14 protein-coding genes and 2 pseudogenes are annotated in these 23,610 nt (G+C 67.3%); 7 read left to right on the forward strand and 9 right to left on the reverse strand.

Annotated elements, in window-relative coordinates; genetic code table 11:
• The first annotated feature begins 16 nt into the window (after positions 1-16).
• Positions 17-1,153, forward strand: coding sequence for an adenylate/guanylate cyclase domain-containing protein (locus BN4346_RS45480; RefSeq protein WP_067976849.1), 1,137 nt, complete (start codon positions 17-19; stop codon positions 1,151-1,153).
• A gap of 1 nt (position 1,154) precedes the next feature.
• Here the strand turns inward: BN4346_RS45480 and BN4346_RS45485 are convergent, their stop codons facing one another.
• The 9 genes and pseudogenes from BN4346_RS45485 to BN4346_RS49315 all read right to left on the reverse strand — a co-directional run.
• Positions 1,155-1,820: an SDR family oxidoreductase gene (locus BN4346_RS45485; RefSeq protein WP_067976850.1), complete on the reverse strand. Its 666-nt coding sequence runs from the start codon at positions 1,818-1,820 to the stop codon at positions 1,155-1,157.
• Positions 1,820-2,332 carry a MarR family winged helix-turn-helix transcriptional regulator gene (locus BN4346_RS45490; protein ID WP_067976851.1) on the reverse strand — a complete coding sequence of 171 codons (513 nt, stop codon included), beginning with the start codon at positions 2,330-2,332 and terminating at the stop codon, positions 1,820-1,822. The genes BN4346_RS45485 and BN4346_RS45490 overlap by 1 nt, the downstream gene beginning before the upstream one ends.
• Positions 2,333-2,389: 57 nt before the next feature.
• A complete protein-coding gene (locus tag BN4346_RS45495; RefSeq protein WP_067976852.1) occupies positions 2,390-3,136 on the reverse strand; it encodes an amino acid ABC transporter ATP-binding protein in 747 nt (248 codons plus the stop codon).
• Positions 3,133-4,914 carry an ABC transporter substrate-binding protein/permease gene (locus tag BN4346_RS45500; protein WP_067976853.1) on the reverse strand — a complete coding sequence of 594 codons (1,782 nt, stop codon included), beginning with the start codon at positions 4,912-4,914 and terminating at the stop codon, positions 3,133-3,135. Before BN4346_RS45500 ends, BN4346_RS45495 begins: the two co-directional genes overlap by 4 nt.
• Positions 4,899-5,693, reverse strand: a complete 795-nt coding sequence (locus tag BN4346_RS45505) for an LLM class F420-dependent oxidoreductase (RefSeq protein ID WP_067976854.1) — start codon at positions 5,691-5,693, stop codon at positions 4,899-4,901. Before BN4346_RS45505 ends, BN4346_RS45500 begins: the two co-directional genes overlap by 16 nt.
• A 168-nt stretch (positions 5,694-5,861) precedes the next feature.
• Positions 5,862-6,746 carry an alpha/beta fold hydrolase gene (locus tag BN4346_RS45515; protein ID WP_067976855.1) on the reverse strand — a complete coding sequence of 295 codons (885 nt, stop codon included), beginning with the start codon at positions 6,744-6,746 and terminating at the stop codon, positions 5,862-5,864.
• Positions 6,747-6,772: 26 nt separating this feature from the next.
• The gene (locus BN4346_RS45520) at positions 6,773-7,864 is read right to left on the reverse strand and encodes an inositol-3-phosphate synthase (RefSeq protein ID WP_067976856.1); all 1,092 of its coding nucleotides are present in this window, start codon (positions 7,862-7,864) and stop codon (positions 6,773-6,775) included.
• 76 nt (positions 7,865-7,940) lie between these two features.
• Entirely contained in the window at positions 7,941-8,483 is a 543-nt protein-coding gene (locus BN4346_RS45525) for a PadR family transcriptional regulator (protein WP_067976971.1), read from the reverse strand.
• A gap of 125 nt (positions 8,484-8,608) precedes the next feature.
• Positions 8,609-8,707 (reverse strand): annotated as a pseudogene (locus BN4346_RS49315) (hypothetical protein); the annotation flags it as partial.
• Between the two features lie 95 nt (positions 8,708-8,802).
• On the opposite strand from BN4346_RS49315, the gene BN4346_RS45535 reads away from it, so the two are divergent.
• The 6 genes and pseudogenes from BN4346_RS45535 to BN4346_RS45560 all read left to right on the forward strand — a co-directional run bounded on the left by BN4346_RS45535 (position 8,803) and on the right by BN4346_RS45560 (position 23,582).
• Complete coding sequence (locus BN4346_RS45535; protein WP_067976972.1) at positions 8,803-9,228, forward strand: DUF5318 family protein; 426 nt, start codon at positions 8,803-8,805, stop codon at positions 9,226-9,228.
• A gap of 176 nt (positions 9,229-9,404) precedes the next feature.
• Positions 9,405-11,449, forward strand: a pseudogene (locus tag BN4346_RS45540) (transglycosylase domain-containing protein).
• A gap of 248 nt (positions 11,450-11,697) precedes the next feature.
• Entirely contained in the window at positions 11,698-13,938 is a 2,241-nt protein-coding gene (locus tag BN4346_RS45545) for a transglycosylase domain-containing protein (RefSeq protein ID WP_327345149.1), read from the forward strand.
• Positions 13,863-15,428, forward strand: coding sequence for a glycosyltransferase family 87 protein (locus tag BN4346_RS45550; protein WP_154677691.1), 1,566 nt, complete (start codon positions 13,863-13,865; stop codon positions 15,426-15,428). The genes BN4346_RS45545 and BN4346_RS45550 overlap by 76 nt, the downstream gene beginning before the upstream one ends.
• 156 nt (positions 15,429-15,584) lie before the next feature.
• Positions 15,585-22,097, forward strand: a complete 6,513-nt coding sequence (locus tag BN4346_RS49320; RefSeq protein ID WP_067976858.1) for a type I polyketide synthase — start codon at positions 15,585-15,587, stop codon at positions 22,095-22,097.
• A gap of 69 nt (positions 22,098-22,166) precedes the next feature.
• Positions 22,167-23,582 carry a condensation domain-containing protein gene (locus BN4346_RS45560; RefSeq protein ID WP_067976859.1) on the forward strand — a complete coding sequence of 472 codons (1,416 nt, stop codon included), beginning with the start codon at positions 22,167-22,169 and terminating at the stop codon, positions 23,580-23,582.
• The last annotated feature ends 28 nt before the right edge of the window (positions 23,583-23,610 follow it).

Genomic DNA, 23,610 nt, shown 5'->3' on the forward strand with positions numbered 1-23,610 from the left:
GATTTGAGGCGACAGCATGTGGGCCGACAAAGGAGCGTTCTACGAGACGCTGGCTGAGTTAGGGCTGTTCGACGGCCTCGACGCCAGTGCCCGCGAAGAGCGTGCCGAGCTGGTGGTCTGGTTGCTGGAGGAGGGCTTCGAACTGGATCAGATCCGGGTCGAGGTGGCGCCGATGCTGATGCCGGCGCATCGTGAGCTGGGCGACGACGGCGTATACGTGTCAGAACGTGAAGTGAGCGCCGCCCACGGCATCGATCTGGACCTGTTGCAGGGCATCGAACGTGCCTTGGGGCTGCCGCGGTTGGATGATCCCGATGCCGCCCTGCTGTTACGGGCCGACGGTGAGGCCGCCGTGCGATTGCAGCAACTTATCGGGGCCGGGCTGGATCCGGGCCAGGTGATGCTGATGATCCGCCGGCTTTCCGAGGGCATCTCCCGGGCGGTGCCGGCGTTCCGCTACAGCACCATATCGGCGATCATGCGGCCGGGCCTCACCGAGCTTGAGGTCGCCAAAGCTCACGAGGAGATCGTGCGAACCGTTATCCCCATGTTGGGGAGCATGATTCGTGACATCCTGTTTGTCCAGCTGCGGCGGGTGCTGGAAGGTGAGGAGGTCAATGCCACCGAGCGGGCGGCCGGGGTGGCGTTGCCCGGGGCGCGGCAGCTTGCGGTGGCGTTCGCCGACATGGTCGGGTTCACTCGGCTGGGCGAGGCGATACCGCCCGAGGAACTGGTGGGACTCGTTGAGCGCCTTGCCGATCTGGCGCACGAGGTGGTCAACCCTCCGGTGCGGCTGGTCAAGACGATCGGCGATGCGGTGATGCTGGTGTCGTCCGACGCCGCGAAGCTGCTTGGCGCCACGCTGCAGCTGCTGGACCGCGCCGCGGACGACCCCGCCTTACCGCAGCTGCGGGCCGGTATCGCGTCGGGATGGGCGGTGAGTCGAGCCCGGGATTGGTTTGGCAGCCCGGTGAACGTCGCGAGCCGGGTCACCAGCGTTGCCGAGCCCGGTGAGGTCATAGTGGAGGGCGCGGCTCGCGAGGCCATCGGTGACGCTCCGGGTTACGCCTGGTCGTTTATCGGGCCCCGTCCACTTAAGGGTGTGGAGGGCGAGACCAAATTGTTCGGGGTGCGGCGGCAGGAAACCCGATAGCTCAACGCGGCCGGACCACCACTTCCTGCAGCTGCGCCTCGGCGGGGGCGCGGATCGCGGCGGCCACCACTTCGGCGACGGTGTCGGGACGCAGGAAGCGAGTCGGGTTGTACTCGCCGCCCTCGTAGGCGACCAGGTCGTGCTGCATCTCGGTGTCGACCCGGCCCGGGTAGACCGTGGTGACCCGCAGGGCCGGCTCGTCACTGCGCAGTGAGTCCGCGAACGCCCGAAGCGCGAACTTGCTCGCCGAATACGACGCCATGCCCGGAGAAACCCGTTGCCCGGCACCGGAGTTGATGAAAACCACCTGACCGCGGGCCGCCCGCAACGCGGGCAACAGCGCCAGGGTCAGGGCCACCGCGCCGAACAGGTTCACTTCGAAGGTGGCCCGCCACTCCTCGATATAGGACTCGCCGGCAGCACCGGGCAGCATCACCCCGGCGTTGTGCACCAGCACATCGAGTTCGTCGACGATCTCGGTGGCCACCTCGATGCCGTCGACGTCGGCGAGGTCCAGCGGCCAGGTGGTGGCGCCGAGCCGCTGCGCCACCGCGTCCAGACGCGCGGACGGTCGGCCGGCCAGCAGCAGGGTGTGGGTGGGCGCCAGCGCCTCGGCTATCGCCGAACCGATTCCGCCGCCGGCGCCGGTGATCAGGGCAGTCGGCATCAACCGCAATCCAGCGGGCAGCCCGTATCGTCGGCGGCTGCCGGATCGACACCATCACAGGTAGCCAGGCGCTCCAGGGGCTCGAGCGCGCGGGTCAGGGTGTCGAGTTCTTCTTGGCTGAGCTTGTTCAGCATCGCCGCCAGTGCCGCGTGCCGGTTTGCCAGCGATTCGCGGTGGCTCGCCAGGCCTTCGGGAGTGATGTCGACCAGGACCGCGCGCAGATCAGAGGGGTCGCGACTGCGTTTGACCAGCCCGATCTTTTCCAGGCGGCGGATTGCCACCGTGGTGGTGGGGGTGCGGACCCGCTCGTGGGCGGCCAGCTCGGTCATCCGGATGGGTCCCCGGTCCAGCAGGGTGATCAGGATCGACAGCTGAGCCAGGGTCAGTTCGCCAGTCGGCGTACCTCCGCTGATGTCGCCGCGCCGCAATATCGAAAATAATTTGGACAGCGAACGGTGCAAGCCTTCGGCGATCGCCGTCACCTGCGGCGTATCGGCCTTGCTCTCCGTCATAGTTCGCTAGTCTAACCGGCGACCGTGAAGAGGGTTGACAAGTCGTGCAGGTTGCTGTCACAACACCTGGGACAGGAACTTCTGCAGCCGCTGCGTCTCGGCGTTGTCGAAGATCTGATCGGGTGGGCCGGACTCCACGACCTTGCCCCGGTCCATGAAGACCACCGTGTCCGACGCTGAGCGGGCAAAACCCATCTCGTGGGTGACCACCACCATCGTCATGCCGTCGGCGCCCAGTTCGGCGATCAACGCCAGGATCCCCTTGACCAACTCCGGATCCAACGCCGAGGTGGCTTCGTCGAAAAGCATCACCTGCGGCTGCATCGCCAGCGCCCGAGCGATCGCCACCCGCTGTTGCTGGCCGCCGGAGAGCGCCGCCGGGCGGGCGGTGGCCTTGTTCTTCAGCCCGACCCGGTCCAACAGGCTCAGGGCCAGCTCGCGGGCGGCATCGTCGGACATCCCGCGCAGCTTGCGCGGAGCCAGGGTGATGTTGTCCAGCACGCTGCGGTGCGGGAAGAGATTGAAATGCTGGAACACCATCCCGATCCGCTGACGCAGCTCGTCGGGGTCGTCGGTCAACACCGACCGGCCGCCCAGCAACACGTCGCCGTCGTCGGGCTCGTGGAGCCGGTTCAAGGTGCGCAGCATCGTCGATTTACCCGAGCCCGAGGGACCGATCACCGCGGCGGTGGCACCCGCCGGCACATCGAGGTCGACGCCGCGCAGTACCTGGTGTTTGCCAAAGGACAACTGAATCCCTTTGGCCGCCAGCGACACCGGCTCGCGGGCCGTGGGCGCCGTCACGTCATCTCCTGACTGGAGATCGCCGGAATCAGCTCAACCGGATCGTCGGCTTCGGGGGGCCTGCCGCGCCGCAGCCGATGATCGACGACGTTCACCAGGTGCGTCAGCGGGATGGTCAAGGCCAGATAGAGCAGGCCGGCGGCCACCAAGGGCGACAGGCTGCCGGTCTGGGCGTTGAAGTCGCGGCCCACCTGGAACAGCTCCCGCTGACCGGCCACCAGACCGAGGAAGTACAGCAGCGCCGAGGCTTTGAGCAGGGCGATGAACTGATTGACCAGCGCCGGCAGCACCCGCCGGATGCCCTGCGGAATCACCACCAGGCGCATCGCCGCCGGGTAGCCGAAACCCAGTGCGCGCGAGGCCTCCAGCTGGCCGGCTTCCACACTTTGAATGCCCGAGCGCAGGATCTCGCCGATATAGGCCGCGGCGGTCAGCCCCAGTGCCGCGATCCCCAGCGGGTACGGGTTGTTGTGCGTCAGCCCACCTACCAGTGGCCCGACCGCCAGGCCGATCAGCAGGATGATCAACACCTCGGGCAAGCCCCGGAAGATATCGGTGTAGACCCGGGCCGGCCAGCGCAGCCACCGGGTTCGCGAGATCCCGGCCACGGCCAGGCCCAGCCCAGCCACCAGGCCGATGACGCCGCCGCTCACGGTCAGCAACAGGGTGTTGGGCAGGCCGGTTTTGATCAGATCCGGCAGGGCTTGGCGGTACAGGTGCCAATCGAAGAAGGAGTCCCGCAGCTGCGCCAGCGTCGATTTGGGCGTGTAGGGCTCGGACTCGAGCCGGTGGTGCCGAGCCGCGATCGCGGCGAAGTCCGGCAGATGCGGGGTGGCCGCCGACTTCGATCCCGGCTCCCAGTCCGGTGGCAATGGCCGCGGCACCCAGTCGGTGTAGAGCTGCGGCCAGGTGCCATCGTTGATGACGGCGTCCAGGCCGGAGTTCAGCGCCGAAATCAGCGCCTGGTTCCCCTTGGCCACCGCATACGCTTCGAAGCCGGCCGGGCTGAAGGTGTTGCCGACGATCTGCGTCGGATCACCCGGCCGCATCAGGTTCAGCGCGCTCAGCGACGGCGCCACCCAGGCGTCGACCTGACGGCTCTTCAGGCTGGCGTACAGCGTGATCGAGTCGGGGAACCGCACCGGCTCCAATTCGAGGGTGTCGACGACGTAGGCGTCCTCCACCGTGCCCTGGACCACCGCGATGCGCTGGCCGGGGGACAGTGAGCCGTAGCCGGTGATTCCCGATCCGGTCGGGACCACCAGCGCCATGTAGCCGAAGTTGTAGCCGTTGGTGAAACCGACGGTGCGACGGCGTTCTTCGGTGGCGTTGATCGACGCCGACCCGACGTCGAATCGCCCCGAATCCACCTGGGCCAGCAGGCCGAAGAAGTCGGTGCCCACGAAGTACACCCGCAGGCCCAGCTTCTTGGCGATGGCCCGCAGCAGTTCATTGTCGAAGCCGGTGTAGCGGCCCTTGGCGTTGATGCAGTTCGTCGGTGGGCTCTCGGTGATGGTGCCGACCATCAGCACGCCCGGGGTGCCCAGGCCCAGCTTGGAGATGTCGATCGAGCTCAGCGGCTCGACGCCCGCGGTGGTGTATTTGTCCTCACGCGGCCGTTTGGCCGTGGCCAGTTTGCCCGGCAACGCCACGGCAGCTTGCTCGCCGAGTGGGGCGCACAGGTCGGGGGCAGCTCCGGCCGGGGGCACAGCCGCGAGGCCGCCCACGATCATGCAGGTGGCGAACAGCGCCGCCAGCCTTATTACTGATCGCGCCATCGACACAGCGCCTCGACAGCGGTCAGGTCATAGTCGGGGCCACTGCTGCCGATGGTCAGCAGGCTCACCCCGAGCCGGGTCAAGGCTTCGGCCTCGGTAAGCAACTCGGCCACGGCGCCGCGCGTCTGGTCCCCGCCGAGGGCCGCCGAGTGCTCGATCGTGGCGGGGTCACGCCCGACGGCGGCGCAGTGCTCAGCCAGTACGGCTGCCTTGTGCGGGTAGCTGTCGGCGTCGGCGAAGCTATGCCACATGTCGGCGTGCTCGGCGACCAGGCGCAGCGTCTTGCGCTCCCCGCCGCCCCCGATCAACATCGGGATAGCGCGAGTCGGCGGCGGATTCAGCCGGGCCAGACGGGCTTTGATCCGCGGCAGTGCACCGGCCAAGTCGTCGAGGCGGCTGCCCGCGGTACCGAACTCGTAGCCGTATTCACGGTAGTCCCGGTGCTTCCAGCCCGCGCCGATGCCCAGGATCAGCCGGCCGTCGCCGATGTGGTCGACGGTGCGGGCCATGTCGGCCAGCAGCTCGGGGTTGCGGTAGGAGTTGCACGACACCAGCGCACCGATCTGGATGCGCGAGGTCTGCTCGGCCCAGGCGGCCAGCATGGTCCAGCACTCGAAGTGCGGTCCGTCACGTTCGCCGTCGAGCGGGAAGAAATGGTCCCAGTTGAAGGCGATGTCGACACCTAGATCCTCGCAACGCCGGACCGCGTCGCGGATGGCACCGTAGTGCGCCGCGTGCTGGGGCTGTAATTGCACCGCGATGCGGATGGGTCGGGCCATCTCGCCACCTTATCCCCGGAATTGGCGGACACCAGGCGACTGAACCGCCGGGTTCATGCGGCGGTCCCAGCTTCGGCTCTCCTGCGTCGAGCCTCGCTGAACCGCGGGGCCTTTGCGGCGGTTCCAGCTTCGGCTCTCCTGCGTCGAGCCTCGCTGAACCGCCGGGTATCAGGCGAGGGCCATGCGAAGCAGCTCGACCAGGACGCGAGGCCGATCACTTTGTACGGAGTGTCCGGCGCCGTCCACGACGTGAGTGGTCAGTCCCGGGGAGCGTTGCGCATACTCGGCGACGTCGTCGGCGGAGACGAAGACCGAATCGCCGCCGCGGATCAAGGTGGTCGGCGCGGTGATCGCCGAGACATCGGTCCACAGCTCGGTGAAGTCGCCGACCGAGCGGATGGTGTCGTAACGCCACGTCCAACTGCCGTCCGGCAACCGGCGGGTGTTGTGGAACAGTCCGCGTCGCAGCGACTCGCGATCCCGGTGCGGCGCCGCGGCCGTGGTGACGGCCAGCAGTGACTCGAAGTCGGGGAAGGTCCGATCGCCTTGGACCAATGCCACGGTGCCGCGGTCGGCGGCACTCATCTCGGCATGGCGCTGCAACGCCGACGGCGTCACATCCACCAGCGCCAACCGGCGCACCAGCTCGCCGGCGGTGGCCGCCAATCGGATCGCGGTCAACCCGCCCAGGGACATGCCGACCACCAACTCGGCGTCCGGTGCCAGCTCGCGCAGCACCGGCGCCAGAGTGGCCGCATTGCGTTGGGGTGAATAGTCGCCGTCCTCGCGCCACGCCGAGCGGCCGTGCCCGGGCAGGTCCACCGCCAGCGCGGGCTCACCGAGCCCGAGGACGACGGTGTCCCAGGTGTGGGCGTTCTGCGCGCCGCCGTGCAGGAACACCACCCGCGGCGGTGCTGAACCCCACCTCAGCGCACTGACTTCGGCGGTCTCGATCCGCTCCACGTCGGGCAACGCACTGGTCAGACCGGCCTGCTCGGCGTTGCCGCGCAACAGCGCGAACTCCGAGAGGCCGGCCAGCTCGTCGTCAGTCATGTCCCCCCGCAGAGTGGATGTTGTGTCTAGCCGACGATGAATTCTTCGAGCTGGGCGCGCGCGATGTCGTCAGCCAGCTGCTCGGGCGGGCTCTTCATCAGGTACGCCGACGCCGGCAGGATCGGTCCGCCGATGCCACGGTCCTTGGCGATCTTGGCGGCACGCACCGCGTCGATGATGATGCCGGCCGAGTTGGGGGAGTCCCACACCTCGAGCTTGTACTCCAGGTTCAGCGGCGCGTCACCGAAGGCGCGGCCCTCGAGGCGCACGTAGGCCCACTTGCGGTCATCGAGCCAGGCGACGTGGTCGCTTGGTCCGATGTGGACGTTCTTGTCCTCGATCTTGCCGGCCAGCGAGCCGGTCAGGTTGGAGGTGACGGCCTGGGTCTTGGAGACCTTCTTGGACTCCAGGCGCTCGCGCTCGAGCATGTTCTTGAAGTCCATGTTGCCGCCGACGTTGAGCTGGTAGGTGCGGTCCAGCGTGACACCGCGGTCCTCGAACAGCTTGGCCATCACGCGATGGGTGATGGTGGCGCCGACCTGGCTCTTGATGTCGTCGCCGACGATCGGTACGCCGGCGTCGGCGAACTTCTTGGCCCACACCGGGTCGGAGGCGATGAACACCGGAAGTGCGTTGACGAACGCCACGCCTGCGTCGATGGCGCACTGGGCGTAGAACTTGTCGGCCTCTTCGGAGCCCACTGGCAGGTAGGAGACCAGCACGTCGACCTTGGCTTCGCGCAGCACGGCGACCACGTCCACGGCCTCGGCGTCGGAGACCTCGATGGTCTCGGCGTAGTACTTACCGATGCCGTCCAGGGTCGGGCCGCGCTGCACGATCACGTTGGTCGGCGGCACGTCGGCGATCTTGATGGTGTTGTTCTCCGAGGCGAAGATGGCCTCGGAGAGGTCGAAGCCGACCTTTTTGGCGTCCACGTCGAACGCGGCAACGAACTTGACGTCGCGGACGTGGTACGGGCCGAAGCGCACGTGCATCAAGCCGGGGACCGTGGAGGTGTCATCGGCGTTCTGGTAGTACTGGACGCCCTGGACCAGCGAGGACGCGCAGTTGCCGACGCCGACAATGGCGACCCGCACATCCGTCGTTTGCTCAGTCATTTTCGACGCTCTCCTTTTTCTGCTCTCACTGCTGAAGTGCTGTGTTGTGTTTCCCCGAGGCCCGCGTCCGGCAGGATCAGGGTTGTTCGGCCCGGCCCTGCGATACGCGTTCGGCCGCGATCAGCTCGTTGAGCCACTTGACCTCCCGCTCACTGGACTCCAGCCCGAGCTGGTGCAGTTGGCGGGTGTAGCGGTCCAACGAGTTGCTGGCCCGCGACACCGCGTTGCGCAGGCCTTCCCGGCGTTCCTCCACCTGCCGGCGGCGGCCTTCGAGGATCCGCATCCGAGCCTCGGCGGGGGTGCGGTTGAAGAACGCCAGGTGGACTCCGAAGCCGTCGTCGGTGTAGTTCTGCGGGCCGGTGTCGGACACCAACTCGTTGAACCGCTGACGGCCGGCGTCGGTCAGCCGGTACACCCGCCGGGCCCGGCGCACCGGGGTTCCCGTCGGCGCGGCGTCCTCGGCGATCACCCCGGCCAGCTGCATGCGCCGCAGCGCGGGATACAGCGAGCCGTAGGAAAACGCCCGGAACGCACCCAGCAGACCGGTCAACCGCTTCCGGAGCTCGTAGCCGTGCATCGGAGACTCGAGCAGCAAGCCCAAAATGGCAAGCTCAAGCACTCCAATCACCTCCTGAGATGGTGTAGCTACGTCCGGTCGACGGTTCGCGCCATAGTATCGCGCCGATATAACCGAACCCAAGCGGCTATTGTTCGCACGATGTTCAAGCTGGCGAAACGGGCAGTTCAGTACGGGTAATTGATGTGCTTGACCGTGCCGTCGCCCGCGAAGGCGATGTAGCCGCTGCCGTAGCCGCGGGAAACATACACCGACAGCGACCGCGCCGGGATCGCCCGCCGTGACGCCAAATCCGCCGCTTGACGCCGGTTGGGGGCGTTGATCGCGACCGCCGGTGAGGACCCGACGTACTCTGGTCACCGTGCGATTGCAGCGACAGGTAGTGGACTACGCGCTCCGGCGCCGCTCCCTGCTGGCCGAGGTCTACTCCGGGCGTACCGGGGTGACCGAGGTGTGCGACGCCAACCCGTATCTGCTGCGCGCCGCGAAGTTCCACGGCAAGGCCAGTGCGGTGGTGTGCCCCATCTGCCGCAAGGAGCCGCTCACCCTGGTGTCCTGGGTATACGGCGATCAGTTGGGCGCGGTCTCGGGCTCGGCGCGTTCCGCTGAGGAACTGGTCCTGTTGGCCACCCGCTTCTCGGAGTTCTCGGTGTACGTCGTCGAGGTGTGCCGGACCTGCAGCTGGAATCACCTGGTGAAGTCGTATGTCTTGGGCCTCGCACGCCCACCCAAGGGATCCCGCGGTCGACGGCCGGCACGCAGCGGAGCCCGTACCGCCAGTGAGTAAACATCACGACGACGGGTCCGATACTGGCTCGGCCCGGCCCTCCGACGCCGCCGGCCGGCGCCCCCCGGCGGGACCTGAGAGATGTAGAGCCCGCGCCGAATCCGCTGGAGTGGCTGCGGAGGCATCCGCCGAATTGGCGGTGGATTCGGCGCGGGCTCTACATCTCGGTGGTGGTGATGCTGCTGTTGCCGGTCATCACCTTCGCGATGGCCTACGCCATCACCGATGTGCCCTCGCCGGGTGACATCCGGACCAACCAGGTGTCGACGATCCTGGCCAGTGACGGATCCGAGCTGGCCAAAATCATTCCGCCGGAAGGCAACCGCGTCGACATCGACATCAACCAGGTGCCGGTATACGTGCGTAACGCGGTGTTGGCCGCCGAGGACCGCGATTTCTACTCCAACCCGGGCTTCTCGGTGTCGGGCTTCGCCCGCGCGATCAAGAACAACCTCTTCGGCGGTGACACCCAGGGCGGTTCGACGATCACCCAGCAATACGTCAAGAACGCGCTGGTCGGATCCGAGCGGGCCGGCATGGGCGGATTGGTTCGCAAGGCCAAAGAACTCGTGATCGCCACGAAGATGTCCAGCGCGTGGCGCAAAGACGATGTGCTGCAGGCCTACCTGAACATCATCTACTTCGGCCGCGGTGCCTATGGGATCGCCGCGGCCACGCGGGCCTACTTCGACAAGCCCGTCGAGAAACTCGACATCGCCGAGGGTGCGCTGCTGGCCGCACTGATCCAGCGGCCGTCCACCCTGGATCCGGCGGTCGACCCCGAAGGTGCCCTCGACCGGTGGAACTGGGTGCTCGACGGCATGGTGGAGACCGGGGCACTTTCCGCCGGTGAGCGTGCCGCTCAGGAGTTTCCGTCCACGGTGTCGCCCGAATTGGCCCGCGCCCAGAACATCACCACCGGGCCCAATGGACTGATCCAGCGGCAGGTCACGCAGGAACTGCTCGAGCTGTTCAACATCGACGAACAGACGCTCAACACCCAGGGCCTGCAGATCACCAGCACCATCGATCCGGCGGCGCAGGATGCCGCCGAGGACGCGGTGACCACCTACCTCAAGGACCAGATCCCCAACATGCGCTCGGCGGTCGTGTCCATCGACCCGCGCGACGGCGCGGTGCGCGCCTACTACGGCGGATCGGATGCGACCGGCTTCGACTTCGCTCAGGCTGGGCTGCAGACCGGGTCGTCGTTCAAGGTGTTCGCGCTGGTGGCCGCGCTCGAGCAGGGCATCGGTCTGGGCTACCAGATCGACAGTTCTCCGCTGACCCTCGACAACGGCCGGACCAAGATCACCAACGCTGAGGGTGAGGGCTGCGGTGTTTGCAACATCGCCGAGGCGCTCAAGCGCTCGCTGAACACCGCCTACTACCGGCTGATGCTCAAGCTCAAGAACGGGGCGCAGGACGTCGCCGACGCCGCGCATCAGGCCGGGGTCGCCAAGAGCTTCCCCGGAGTGCCGCACACCCTGTCGCAGGACGGCGGCCCACCCGAAGGCGGAGTGGTGCTGGGCCAGTACCAGACCCGGGTTATCGATATGGCCTCGGCATACGCGACGTTGGCGGACTCGGGCATCTACCACCCGCCGCACTTCGTGGAGAAGGTGGTCAGCGCCGACGGGCGAGTGCTGTTCGATGCGAAGACCTCCGAAGACACCGGCGAGCAGCGCATCCCCAAGGCGGTCGCCGACAACGTCACCGCCGCCATGCAACCCATCGCCGGCTGGTCGCGTGGGCACAACCTGGCCGGCGGACGGCCGTCGGCGGCCAAGACCGGTACCACGCAGCTGGGCGATACCGGAGCCAACCGGGACGGTTGGATGGTCGGCTACACACCGTCGCTGTCAACCGCGGTCTGGGTGGGCACCACCGGGGGAGACGAACCGCTGGTGAATCAGTGGGGCGGTCCGGTCTACGGCGCGGGCATACCGGCTGACATCTGGAAGGCCACCATGGACGGCGCCCTGAAGGGCACCCCCAACGAAACTTTCCCGACGCCCACCGACCCCCGCCAAGGGATGCCGGCCCGCCGCCGCCACCGGCGGAGACCGTCATCCAGCCCCCGATCGAGATCGCGCCGGGCATCACCATCCCGATCGGTCCGCCCACGACGATCACGGCCGCCCCGCCCGTGCCGGCTGCGCCGCCTGCGCCCGAATCGGGCGGCCCGCCGCCGGCGGAGCAGCCGCCCGCTGCGCCGTAGTGCGTTTGTGACCTTGTTTCAACCCGAGGGTTAGTCCGCGGAAGTAGTCTGTTGGCCATGCGACTGCAGCGACGCGTCGGGGACGGCGGGCTGCTGGGCACTTCGCCGACTGCCGAAATGTGTTGCACCCGAATCGGGATGGCGAAGGGCCGGAAGCCCGCCTCCTACTCGCGGGGACGCCTTGGGCGCCGGTGAAAACCCAGGGCCCGACAGCGCCGGGTGCCGACAGCGCTGAAGAAGAGCACTTCTTGACGACGTCCGATGCCAAGCCCACCGACGAAGCGAACGGAACGGCCGCCGACAAAGCCGCCGAGTGCACCGATGACGAGGCGGATCGCCACGACCGCCTCGAAGCGGTCAAGGCCGCCATGGAGCGCCCTCGCCCGGACAGCGAAAAGTCCCCAGTACCAGACGAACCGCCGGCAGATCTCGAGACCGAGCCGGACCAGCACGGATCGCGGCGGCGGCGGAACTGGCTCTGGGCCCGACGCGGCCTGTACGCCGCCACTGCGGCGGCGCTGGTGGTCCCGGTCGTCACCTTCGGGATGGCGTACCGCACCGTGGAGATCCCCGAACCCGGTGACATCCACACCAGCCAGGTCACGACGATCCTCGCCGCCGACGGGACCGAGCTGGCGAAAATTGTGCCGCCGGAGGGGAATCGGGTTGACGTCAAGCTTGACCGGGTGCCGGTCCACGTGCGTGACGCGGTGCTGGCCGCCGAGGACCGGGACTTCTACACCAACTCCGGCTTCTCGGTCTCGGGGCTGTTTCGGGCGGTCAAGAACAACCTGACCGGCGGTGACACGCAGGGCGGTTCGACGATCACCCAGCAATACGTCAAGAACGCCCTGGTCGGGTCCGAGCGGGCTGGCATGGGCGGATTGGTCCGCAAGGGCAAAGAGCTCGTCATCGCCACCAAGATGTCGGAGGCGTGGTCCAAGGACGAAGTGCTGGAGGCCTACCTCAACATCATCTACTTCGGCCGCACCACCTACGGGATCGCCGCGGCCGCCCGCGCGTACTTCGACAAGCGGGTCGAGGACCTCACCGTCTCCGAAGGTGCTTTGCTGGCGGCGGTGATTCAGCGGCCGTCCGCCTTGGACCCGGCTATCAACCGAGACCGGGCCATCGATCGGTGGAACTGGGTACTCGACGGCATGGTGCAAATCGGCGCCCTGACGCTCAGTGAGCGGGCCAAGCAGTTCTTCCCGACTACCATCCCGCTCAACCAGGCGCGCAACGCCGACCAGGCGTCCGGGCCCAACGGGTTGATTCAACGCCAGGTCACCGAGGAATTGCTCGACATGTTCCACATCGACGAGCAGACCCTGAACATGGAGGGACTGCGCATCACCACCACGATCGACATGAAGGCGCAGCGGGCGGTGGAGAAGGCCGTCAAGGCGACCATGGCTGGGCAAAAGCCGACTATGCGGACCGCCGTGGTCTCCATCGATCCACGCAACGGCGCGGTGCGGGCCTATTACGGCGGCGACGAGGTCGGCGGCTTCGACTTCGCCCAGGCCGGCTTGCAGACCGGTTCCTCATTCAAGGTGTTCGCCTTGGTGGCGGCGCTGAAGCAGGGCATCGGCCTGGGTGAACAGATCGACAGCGGCCCGCTGACGGTCGGCAAGACCAAGATCAGCAACGTGGGCGGCGCCAGCTGCGGAGTCTGCAACATCGCCGAGGCACTCAAACGGTCGCTGAACACGGCCTACTACCGGCTGATGCTCAAGCTCAAGCACGGACCGCAGGACGTCGCCGATGCCGCACACCAGCTCGGGGTCGCGAAGAGCTTCCCGGGTGTGGCGCACACCTTGTCCCAGGATGGCCTGGGCGGACCCCCGGAGAACGGCATCGTGCTCGGCCAGTACCAGACTCGGGTGATCGACATGGCGTCGGCGTACGCCACCCTGGCCGACTCCGGGATGTACCACCGGCCGCACTTCATCGCGAAGGTCGTGGGCCCGGACGACCGGGTGCTCTTCGACGTCACTGCCGCCAAGGACTCCGGCGAGCAGCGTGTCCCGAAAGCCGTCGCGGACAATGTCACCGACGCCATGAAGGCGATTCCGAGCTGGTCGGGTGGGCACGAGCTGGCTGGTGGGCGCCCGGCCGCGGCCAAGACCGGCACCACCCAGCTCGGCACCACCGGGGCCAACCGGGACGCCTGGATGGTCGGCTATACGCCGACCCTGTCGACGGCGGTCTGGGTGGGCACCACCGGCGGCGACGAACCGCTGACGAACAAGTGGGGCGGGCCGGTCTACGGCGCGGGCCTGCCGGCCGACATCTGGAAGGCCAGCATGGACGGCGCCCTGTGGGGAGACCCGATCGTGCAGTTCCCCAAGCCCACCGAGATCGGCGGCTTTGCGGGCGTGCCGGCCACCGCACGTATAAGAGACAGGACCTGCCCAGTCGCACCGATGCCATCGGTCACGCGCTGTCGAACACCATCGGCGGGCCGGTCGGTCGGCATGCCCTGATCGGGCGGACCAGGTTCATGACGCCGCTGCGGGTGATGTTTTTGATCGCCGTGCTGTTCTTGGCCCTGGGCTGGACCACCAAGTCGGCGTGCCTGCAGAGCACGGGCGGCGGCAGCCCCGACCAGCGGGTAGCCAACTGGGACAACGAGCGGGCGTACTTCCAGCTGTGCTATTCCGACGTCGTACCGCTCTACACCGCGGAGCTACTGGATCAGGGCAAATTCCCGTACAAGTCCAGCTGGGTGGAGAAGGACTCGTCGGGCAAGGAACAGACCCGCTACGACGGACTGCCCGCCGTGCGCTACATGGAATACCCGGTGCTCACCGGCGTGTACCAGTACGCGGCGATGGCCCTGGCGAAGACGTACACGGCGATCACCAAGGTGGTGAAGATCCCAGCATTGAACGGGGTCGCCGAGGTGGTGGTGTTCTTCGACATCGTCGCGCTCGGTCTGGCACTGGCCTGGCTGGCGACGGTGTGGTCCACCGCCGAGCTGGCCGGCCGACGCATCTGGGACGCGGCGCTGGTGGCGGCATCGCCGCTGGTGATCTTCCAGATCTTCACCAATTTCGACGCGTTGGCCACCGCGTTCGCCGGGGCCGGCCTGTTGGCCTGGGCGCGGCGCCGCCCGACCGCGGCCGGGGTGCTGCTCGGTCTGGGCGCCGCCGCCAAGCTGTACCCGGTACTGCTGTTGTTTCCGCTGCTGGTGCTGGGGCTGCGCACCGGCCGGCTGCGGGAGGTCAAACGCACCGCGGTGGCCACCGCGGTCAGCTGGCTGGTGGTGAACCTGCCGGTCCTGCTGTACGCACCGCGCGGCTGGAGCGAATTCTTCCGGCTCAACTCCCGCCGCGGCGATGACATGGATTCGCTCTACAACGTGGTGCGGTCGTTGACCGGCTGGCGGGGCTTCGACGGCGACCTGGGAATGTGGCAGCCCCCGACGGTGCTCAACACCGTTGTCACCGCGCTGTTCGTGCTGTGCTGCCTAGGGATCGGCTACATCGGGCTGACCGCGCCGCGGCGGCCGCGCGTCGCACAGTTGGCGTTTCTGGTGGTTGCGGCGTTCCTGCTGACCAACAAGGTGTGGAGTCCGCAGTTCTCGTTGTGGCTGGTGCCGCTGGCCGTGCTGGCTCTGCCGCACCGCCGGCTGCTGCTGGTCTGGATGACGGTCGACGCGCTGGTCTGGGTGCCGCGGATGTATTACCTCTACAGCGTTCCGGACCGCGGCCTGCCCGAGCAGTGGTTCACCAGCACGGTCCTGGTGCGCGACGTGGCGGTCATCGGGCTGTGTGCGCTGGTGATCCGGCAGATCTACCGCCCGCAGGAAGATCTGGTGCGGGCTCATGGGTGGGCCGACGACCCGGCCGGTGGGGTGTTCGACCGGGCCCCCGATGCGCCCCGCATGAACCCGCCCTGGCTGCCGGCCCGACTGCGACCCCAGCCGACGGTCATGGCCCACGGGGGAACCGGGGCCTGGCGGCCGGATTGATCGCCATGCTGCCCCATCCGGGCCTCGGCTGGCCACAGTTTGAGCGCCGCGAGGGGTGATTTGCGGACTCCGATAGTGGCTGGCACGCCGCTCGAAAGAACGTTCGTTTACCTGGACGCTTTATTTTCGTGACATTGCTGTAATCTCGCGGGCGCGATGACTACCCCTCCCACGTCCCCCCACGAACCGTTCCCGCCGCAGGTTGCCATTATCGGGCTGGCTTGCCGGCTCCCAGGTGGGATCGACTCGCCGCAGCAGTTCTGGGAGGCATTGCTGCGCGGCGCCGACTTCATCGACGAAGTGCCCGCCGACCGGTGGGATGTCGATAGCTACTACGGCTCCGAACCGGGCGAACCGGGCCGGTCGGTATCGCGCTGGGGCGGCTTCCTGGACACCATCGGCGCGTTTGATGCCGACTTTTTTGGCATGACCGAGCCGGAGGCTACCGCGGTCGATCCGCAACACCGCCTGTTGCTGGAGACCTCGTGGGAGGCCGTCGAGCACGCTGGAATGGACCCGGCGACCTTGGCTCGATCGCAGACCGGTGTCTTCGTGGGGCTGACGCATAGCGACTACGAACTGCTGTCCGCCGAGTGCGGTGCCGCTGAGGGGCCATACGGATTCACCGCTACCAACACAAGCTTTGCTTCGGCCCGGGTGTCGCAGGCCCTGGGACTTCACGGGCCGGCAGTCACGGTGGACACGGCGTGTTCCTCGGGCCTGATGGCGGTGCACCAAGCCTGCCGCAGCTTGCAGGTCGGTGAAAGCGAACTCGCCCTGGCGGGCGGTGTGTCGGTGATGCTCGAACCCCGCAGGTCGGTTGCCGGCTCGCAGCAGGGCATGTTGTCTCCGACCGGCCGATGCCGGGCCTTCGACGCCGCCGCCGACGGATTCGTCTCGGGTGAAGGCTGCGTGGTGTTGCTGCTCAAGCGATTGCCAGAGGCCATCCGCGACCACAATCGGATCCTGGCGGTGCTGCGCGGCAGTGCGGCCAATCAGGACGGCGGTACCGGAACGGCTGCGGCGCCGTCGAATCCGGCGCAGGTCGCGGTGTATCAGGCCGCGTTGGCTGCTGCCGGCGTTGAAGCCGCCACGGTGGAGCTGGTTGAAGCACACGGTCTGGGCAATCCGACCGCGGATCTGACCGAGTATGCCGGACTGGCCGCGGTCTACGGCACCGACGACCGCTGCTTCTTGGGGTCGGTCAAGACCAACTTCGGGCACTGCCAGTCGGCATCCGGGCCGTTGGGCCTGATGAAGGCGATACTCGCACTGCAGAACGGCACGGTCCCACAGCATCTGAACTTCACCCGACTGCCGGACCAGCTGGCCGCGCTAGAAACCAACCTAGTTGTGCCGCAAGAAAATATGCCATGGCCCACGAGCGGCGAGCACCCGCGTCGGGCCGCGGTGTCATCCCTTGGCCTGTCGGGCACCAACGTGCACGTCGTCATCGAACAAGCCCCGGCGGTGCCGGCGGCAGTCGCCGAGCCGGTGACACAACCCGACCAACAGGCGCCCCTGCTCTTCCCGATATCGGCGACCTCCGCGTCACAGCTACGGGTCACCGCGGGACGGCTGGCGGATTGGCTGGACGAGCACGCCGCCGCGATGACCGGTTCCGGTCTGACCGATCTCGGCTACACCCTGGCGCGGCGGCGGTCACACCGGCCGGTACGAACGGTCTTGGCGGCGAACAACTTTAGTGAACTCGGCGAGGCGCTGCGCGAAATCGCCGGTAATGACCGGGCCTATCAGCCTGCTATCGGATCAGACGGCCGCGGTCCGGTGTGGGTGTTCTCCGAACAGACTCCTCAGTGGACCGCAATGGCGGCATTGCTCGCCGAAGAACCGGAGTTCGCCGCGGCGATCGCAAAGATGGAACCGGTCGTCGCCGAAGAGTCCGGCTTTTCACTCGCCGAAACCCTGGCTGCCGAGCTGCCGCCGACCGAAGTCGAGCGAGTCCAGCCGACGACCTTTGCCATCCAGGTCGCACTGGCCGAAGCGATGAGGGCCCATGGGGTTCGGCCGGGCGCCGTCATCGGGCATTCGCTCGGGGAGACGGCGGCGGCCGTCGTAGCCGGCGGGCTGACCCTGGAGGACGGGCTCCGCGTCACCTGTCGCCGGTCACGGTTGATATCGCGGATCGCCGGTAGCGGTGCCATGGCCACCGTGGAACTGCCTGCGCAGCAAGTGCTCTCGGAGCTATCCATTCGCGACGTATCCGACGCGGTGCTCGCCGTGGTTGAGTCGCCGGTGTCGACAACCATCGGCGGTGACGGAAAAACCGTTCGAGACCTGGTGGCCGACTGGCAGCAACAGGGAGTGCCGGCGCGCGAGGTGGCTGTCGCGGTCGCCGCGCACTCGCCACAGGTCGAACCCATCCTTAATGAGCTGGCTCAAGCCCTGGCCGATCTGAAGCCGACTGAGCCCGAGATCCCGTACTACTCCGCGACGCTGTGGTCGCCACGTGACCGGCCGTCATTCGACGGCCAGTACTGGGCGGACAACCTGCGTTACATGGCGCGGTTCGCCGCGGCTGTGCAGGCGGCGATCAAGGACGGCTACCGGGTGTTCGGAGAGCTGACGTCGCACTCACGTTTGGCGCAGGTCCTCGAGCAGAATGCGAGCAGCCTCGACATCCCGATCGCTGCACTGCTGGCCGCCCCCCGAGAACGCCAGTCCTGGAAAGGATTACGTGGTTTCGTCGCTGATCTGCACAGCGCCGGAAGCGCGGTGGACTTCGCCGCGCAGTATCCATCGGGGACATTGGTGGACGCGCCGCTGCCGACCTGGAACCATCGCGAGCTGATGTTCAGCCGGGAGGACGCAGACACGGCGCGGAGCGGCGCGGCGGTCCGGGCCGTACACCCGTTGTTGGGGACTTCACCCTGCCAGACGTGGCGTTCGGGTTCCTCCAACAGGTGTACGTGCGCTCCCAACAACGGGTGTACGGCCCGGACCGCCGCGCCGCTCCGCGCCGTGTCTGCGTCCTCCCGGCTGAACATCAGCTCGCGATGGTTCCAGGTCGGCAGCGGCGCGGCGGTCCGGGCCGTACACCCGTTGTTGGGAGCGCACGTACACCTGTTGGAGGAACCCGAACGCCACGTCTGGCAGGGTGAAGTCGGAATTGTGGCGCACCCGTGGCTCGACGATCACCGGGTTCACAATGTGGCCATCCTGCCCGGGGCCGCCTACTGTGAGATGGCGCTGGCCGCCGCCCGTGCCAGCCTGGGCGAATCGGCTGAGATACATGACGTTCGGTTTGACCAGCTGCTGCCCCTCGACGAATGGACCTCGGTGTCATCGGGGGCCGTGGTGGTGGCGCCCGGGGTCCTGGACTTCGCAGTGCACACCCATCAGGGCCGCGATCGCGTCGATTGCGCAACCGCCGTGTTGCAGGCTCGGGCGGATGTTCGGCAACCGTCGATCCGCGATATCGCCGCGTTGCTGGCAGCACACCGGGCCCGCGTGGACGGCGCCGATCTGCGAAAAGCAGCGGACCGAAACGGAATTCACTACGGCCCGGCGTTTTCGGGTCTGGTCGCGGTTCGTTTCGGCGATGGTCGGCACACCATCGGTGCCACCGCGTTGGCCGAGGTCGCGCTGCCGGGGCCGGCGCGCCCTCAGCAGGGGCTCTATGAAGTTCATCCGGCCCTCCTCGAAGCGTGCATCATGTCTGCTGTCATGCGGCCCGACGTCCCGCGCGCCGGCGATGGGGGACTGCTGCGGCCGGTTGGTGTGCGCAGGCTGCGCCGCCATCATCTGATCCGCGACGTGCGGTACTGCCTGAGCACAGTGACGGCTGCGCGAGCCGACGCCTGTGAGGTCGATCTGGAATTGATGGACGCTGCGGGCAATGTGCTGCTCACCGTTGAAGGTCTGCAATTCGCGGCCGGCCGGTCGGAGAGCGAGTCCGCTGAGCGCACCCTTGATGAGCGCCTGCTGACCATCGAGTGGGAGCGCCGCGATCAACCGGGCGCAGCGTCGGCCGAAGCGGGCAGCTGGCTGCTGTTGAGCATGGCTGAGGCCACAGATACTCTGACCGGCCGCCTGGGTGGAGTGCTCAACGGCGAAGAGGCGCAATCTCGCACGGTGTCGATGCCGATCGGCCGCGGGCCTGTCGCAGATGGGCTCAGCGGGGCGCTCGATGGCCGAACCGGAGTTGTTGTGGTCACCCCGCCGGCGCTTAACGGTTCCCACCCGCCGCGGCGTGGCCGGGACTGCGTGGCTTTCCTGCTGGACGTGGTGAGGCAGATGGTGGCGTTTCCCGGGGAGTCACCGCGGTTGTATGTGGTGACCAGAGACGCCGCCTCGGTGCGACCGGGGGATCGGCCTAACCTGGAACAGGCGGGCCTGCGTGGGCTGATACGGGTTGTCGACTCGGAGTACCCGCACTTGAAGGTCACCCAGATCGATGTAGACGGCAGCGCCGCCGAGCACGACGAGGCATTGGCCGCCCAGCTTGCGGCGCAACTTCAGAGCGGGTCCGAGGAGAACGAGACCGCTTGGCGTGACGGTGATTGGTACACCGCGCGGCTGCGCCCCGGCCCGCTCGGCCCAGCCGATCGGCGGACCATCGTGGTCGAGCACGGCCAAGACTGTCTGCGCCTGCAGCGCAGCCACCCGGCTGAGCCCGACTCGTGGGAACCGGTCGCCTACCCGCGAATTGAGCCTGGCAGCGGTCAGATCGAGGTCGCGGTGATGGTCGCCGGTGTCAAGTGGGCCGAGGCGGCTCCCGTCGAGGCACATCTGCAGGAGCTGGGCGCCGATTTCGCGGGCGTGGTGACGGCGGTCGGCCCTGATGTCACCGGGCACCGAGTGGGCGACCACGTCGGCGGGATTTCCCCCGACGGCTGTTGGAGCACGTTCATCACCTGCGATGCCCGGCTAGCGGCCACCCTGCCGGCGGAACTGCCGTTGACCGAAGCCGCCGCGTGGCCGACCGCATACGCCACCGCCTGGTACGGGCTGCACGACCTAGCGCGCGTCACATCGGACGACAAGGTGCTGATCCATTGCGCAACCGGCGGCATCGGTCAGGCCGCAATCGCCATCGCACGAGCGGCCGGGTGCCAGGTCTTCGTTACCGCAGACAGCCCGCAGCGGCGACAACTGTTGCGCGACATGGGCATCGAACACGTCTATGACTCCAGCAATCTTGAGTTCGCCGATCAGATACGCCACGACACGGCGGGCTACGGTGTCGACGTGGTGCTCAACTCGCTGTCCGGGGTGGCGCAACGGGTCGGAATCGAACTGCTGAGCTTCGGCGGCCGGTTCATCGAGCTGGGCAAGCAGGACGTCTACGGTGACAGCCGGCTTGGCCTGTTCCCGTTCCGCCGCAACCTGTCGCTACACGTGGTCGACTTGGCGCTGCTGGCGCACAGCCACCCCGAAACGGTCCAGCGCTTGCTGTGCACCGTTTATCGAAATGCAGCTGACGGCAGCCTGCCGCAGCCGCAAACCACGCACCACCCCATGCTGGACGCGTCCGTCGCCCTGCACCTGGCTGACGACGGCGACTGCGCAGCAACGGTTTTGCTGGACGCGCCGCAGACCGGCAGCACCGTGGCGGCGGTGCCACCGGCACAGGCCCAGCTTTTTCGGGCCGATGGCGCCTACATCGTCACCGGTGGAACCGGCGGGGCCGGCTTGTACCTGGCTGCTGAGATGGCCGCGGCGGGTTGTGGCCGCATCGTGCTGAACGGTGATACGGCACCGGACCGGCAAGCGCAACGGGTTATCGAGCGGTTGCGCGCACTGGGCACCGATATTCAGGTGGAATGCGGTGATATAGCGGAACCGGCGACGGCGGGCCGGCTGGTGGCGGCGGCGATGGAGTCGGGCCTGCCGGTGCGGGGCGTACTGCATGCGGCCAGCGCGATGGGCGAAGCACCGTTGACCGAGATCACCGATCACCTCGTTGACCGTTGCTGGGCGCCGAAGGTGTACGGCGCGTGGAACCTGCACCAGTCGTTGCAGGAAGGAGCAGCGGCACAACCGTTGGACTGGTTCTGCGCGTTCTCTTCGACGGCGGCGCTGATCGGCTCGCCGGGGCAGGGCGCCGCGGCGGCAGCCGACAGTTGGTTGGACGCATTCGGACACTGGCGCCAGGCGCAGGGCTTGGCAGCCACGGTGATCGGCTGGGGGCCGTGGGCCGAGATCGGCAGCTCCGCTGACTCCGCCGACGGCGTGCCGGCCGCGATCACTTCCGCCGAGGCCGCCCGTGCCTTCCACGCTGTGCTGAGCTATGGCCGCGCCTACGTCGGATACGCGCCGATTACCCGTGCGCCGTGGTTGGCGGCGTTGGCGCACCGCAGCCCGTTTGCCGAGGCGTTCCGGCCGGTGCGCCGAAGCAGTCCCGACGCGCAGAGGTTCCTGGCAGAACTGCAGGAGCTCCCGCCCGAGGAGTGGTTGGGTTCGATACTGCACCTGGTCTCCGACCAGATCAGTCTGCTGTTGCGCCGTACCGTTGACCCGGACCGGCCGCTGCCCGAATATGGCTTGGATTCGTTGGCTAGCTTGGAGTTTCGCACCCGGGTCGAAACGGAAACCGGCGTCCGGGTCGGTCCTACCCAACTCACCACGGTGCGCGGCCTGTCCCAGCATGTGTGCGGCCAGTTGGTCGCCCGCGTAGAACATGCGGACTCTCCCGGTGGTAGGTAGTTTGAGTCGGTTGGCCGCTGTCCCGAGCTGCCAGCCGAAGGGTTATTCGCCCGACAAGAGGAGCAGACGTTGCGTGTAGGGCCATTGGCGTTGGGGACGTTGGCGGACTGGGAACCCGAGGCCGGGCCCACCGTGGTGTGGCAGCCGTCGGCTGCTGCGCTGGCTGCAGCGCGACAGGCGCCAGTCAATGCCGTGCCGGCCAGTTACATGCAGGAACAGCACATTCGCGGCTACATCGACCAGACTGCCGTCGGACTCGACTACTCGCGCCTGATGGTGCTCAGTTGCGACATGGCGGGCCGTTGCGATCGGCGTGCCATCGACTACATCATCAATGCACACGTACGGCGGCACGAGACCTACCGCAGCTGGTTCGAGCAGGCCGACGATGGACGCCTCATTCGCCACGTTATCCAGGATGCCGCCGATATCGAGTTCGTCCCGGTCGATCACGGCGAACTGGCGTTGCCGCAGGTACGCGATCTGCTGAAGGAAACGCCCGATCCGTTGCAGTGGGACTGTTTCCGGTTCGGGATCATTCAGGGCAAGAGCCACTTCACGTTCTTCGCCAGCATCGATCACGTGCATGTGGACGCGGCGGTCGCCGGGGTGACGTTGATGGAGCTCTATTTCATGTACAACGCGCTGGTGGCCGGCGGAGCGCCGCTGGAGTTGCCGCCTGCGGGGAATTACAGCGAGTTCTGTGTCCGTCAGCACCAGTTCACCGATGCGCTCACCCAAGAGTCGCCCGAGATCCAGGCCTGGCGAACCTTCGCCGAACACAACGACCACAGCTTGCCGGGTTTCCCGCTGCCGCTCGGCGACCCCGCACAGCCGTGCGACGCGGCCATGGTCACCGTCACCATGCTGGATGAGAAGCAGACCATCGATTTCGAGTCGGCGTGCACCGACGCGAACACCCGTTTCATCGGTGGCGTCCTGGCGTGCTGCGGCCTGGCTCATCGCGAATTGACCGGCGAGGACACCTACTACGGACTCACCCCGCGTGACACCCGCAGATCCCCGGAGGATGACCTCACCCTGGGCTGGTTCACCGGCCTGATCCCGATCACCGTTCCCATCGGGGAGTCCTCCTTCGCGGACGCCGCCAACGCCGCGCAGATCTCCTTCGATTCGGGCAGAACACTGGCCGACGTGCCCTACCAGCGGGTGCGTGAGTTGGTACCCAGCCTGGGCAAACCGCCACCGAATTTTCCCGTCATCAATTTCCTCGACGCCGGGGCCGCCCCGTTGTCGGCTTTGATCGCCGCGGGCCTGGATGACCTGAACATCGGGGTCTTCAGCGACGGCCGGTACTCGTATCAGATGTCGCTCTACGTGATCCGGGTTGGGGAGGAGACTGCGGTCACCGCGGTGTTCCCCGACAACCCGCAGGCCCACGAATCGGTGGCCAGCTACCTGGCGTTGTTGAAGTCCGTGTTTGAGCGGATCGCCGATCAGAGCCACGGGGAAAAGGTTGCCTGAGCCCAGCCCCATGCGCTGTGACAGTCAC

It is taken from the genome of Mycolicibacter icosiumassiliensis, assembly GCF_900078685.2.
In the GTDB taxonomy this organism is placed as follows: Bacteria; Actinomycetota; Actinomycetes; order Mycobacteriales; family Mycobacteriaceae; genus Mycobacterium; species Mycobacterium icosiumassiliensis.

Excerpts from the sequence above, each read along its gene's own strand:
- BN4346_RS45505 (WP_067976854.1), bottom strand. The coding sequence starts at position 5,693 with ATGGCCCGACCCATCCGCATCGCGGTGCAATTACAGCCCCAGCACGCG.
- BN4346_RS45520 (WP_067976856.1), bottom strand. The coding sequence starts at position 7,864 with ATGACTGAGCAAACGACGGATGTGCGGGTCGCCATTGTCGGCGTCGGC.
- BN4346_RS45485 (WP_067976850.1), bottom strand. The coding sequence starts at position 1,820 with ATGCCGACTGCCCTGATCACCGGCGCCGGCGGCGGAATCGGTTCGGCG.
- BN4346_RS45500 (WP_067976853.1), bottom strand. The coding sequence starts at position 4,914 with ATGGCGCGATCAGTAATAAGGCTGGCGGCGCTGTTCGCCACCTGCATG.
- BN4346_RS45490 (WP_067976851.1), bottom strand. The coding sequence starts at position 2,332 with ATGACGGAGAGCAAGGCCGATACGCCGCAGGTGACGGCGATCGCCGAA.
- BN4346_RS49320 (WP_067976858.1), top strand. The coding sequence starts at position 15,585 with ATGACTACCCCTCCCACGTCCCCCCACGAACCGTTCCCGCCGCAGGTT.
- BN4346_RS45515 (WP_067976855.1), bottom strand. The coding sequence starts at position 6,746 with ATGACTGACGACGAGCTGGCCGGCCTCTCGGAGTTCGCGCTGTTGCGC.
- BN4346_RS45480 (WP_067976849.1), top strand. The coding sequence starts at position 17 with ATGTGGGCCGACAAAGGAGCGTTCTACGAGACGCTGGCTGAGTTAGGG.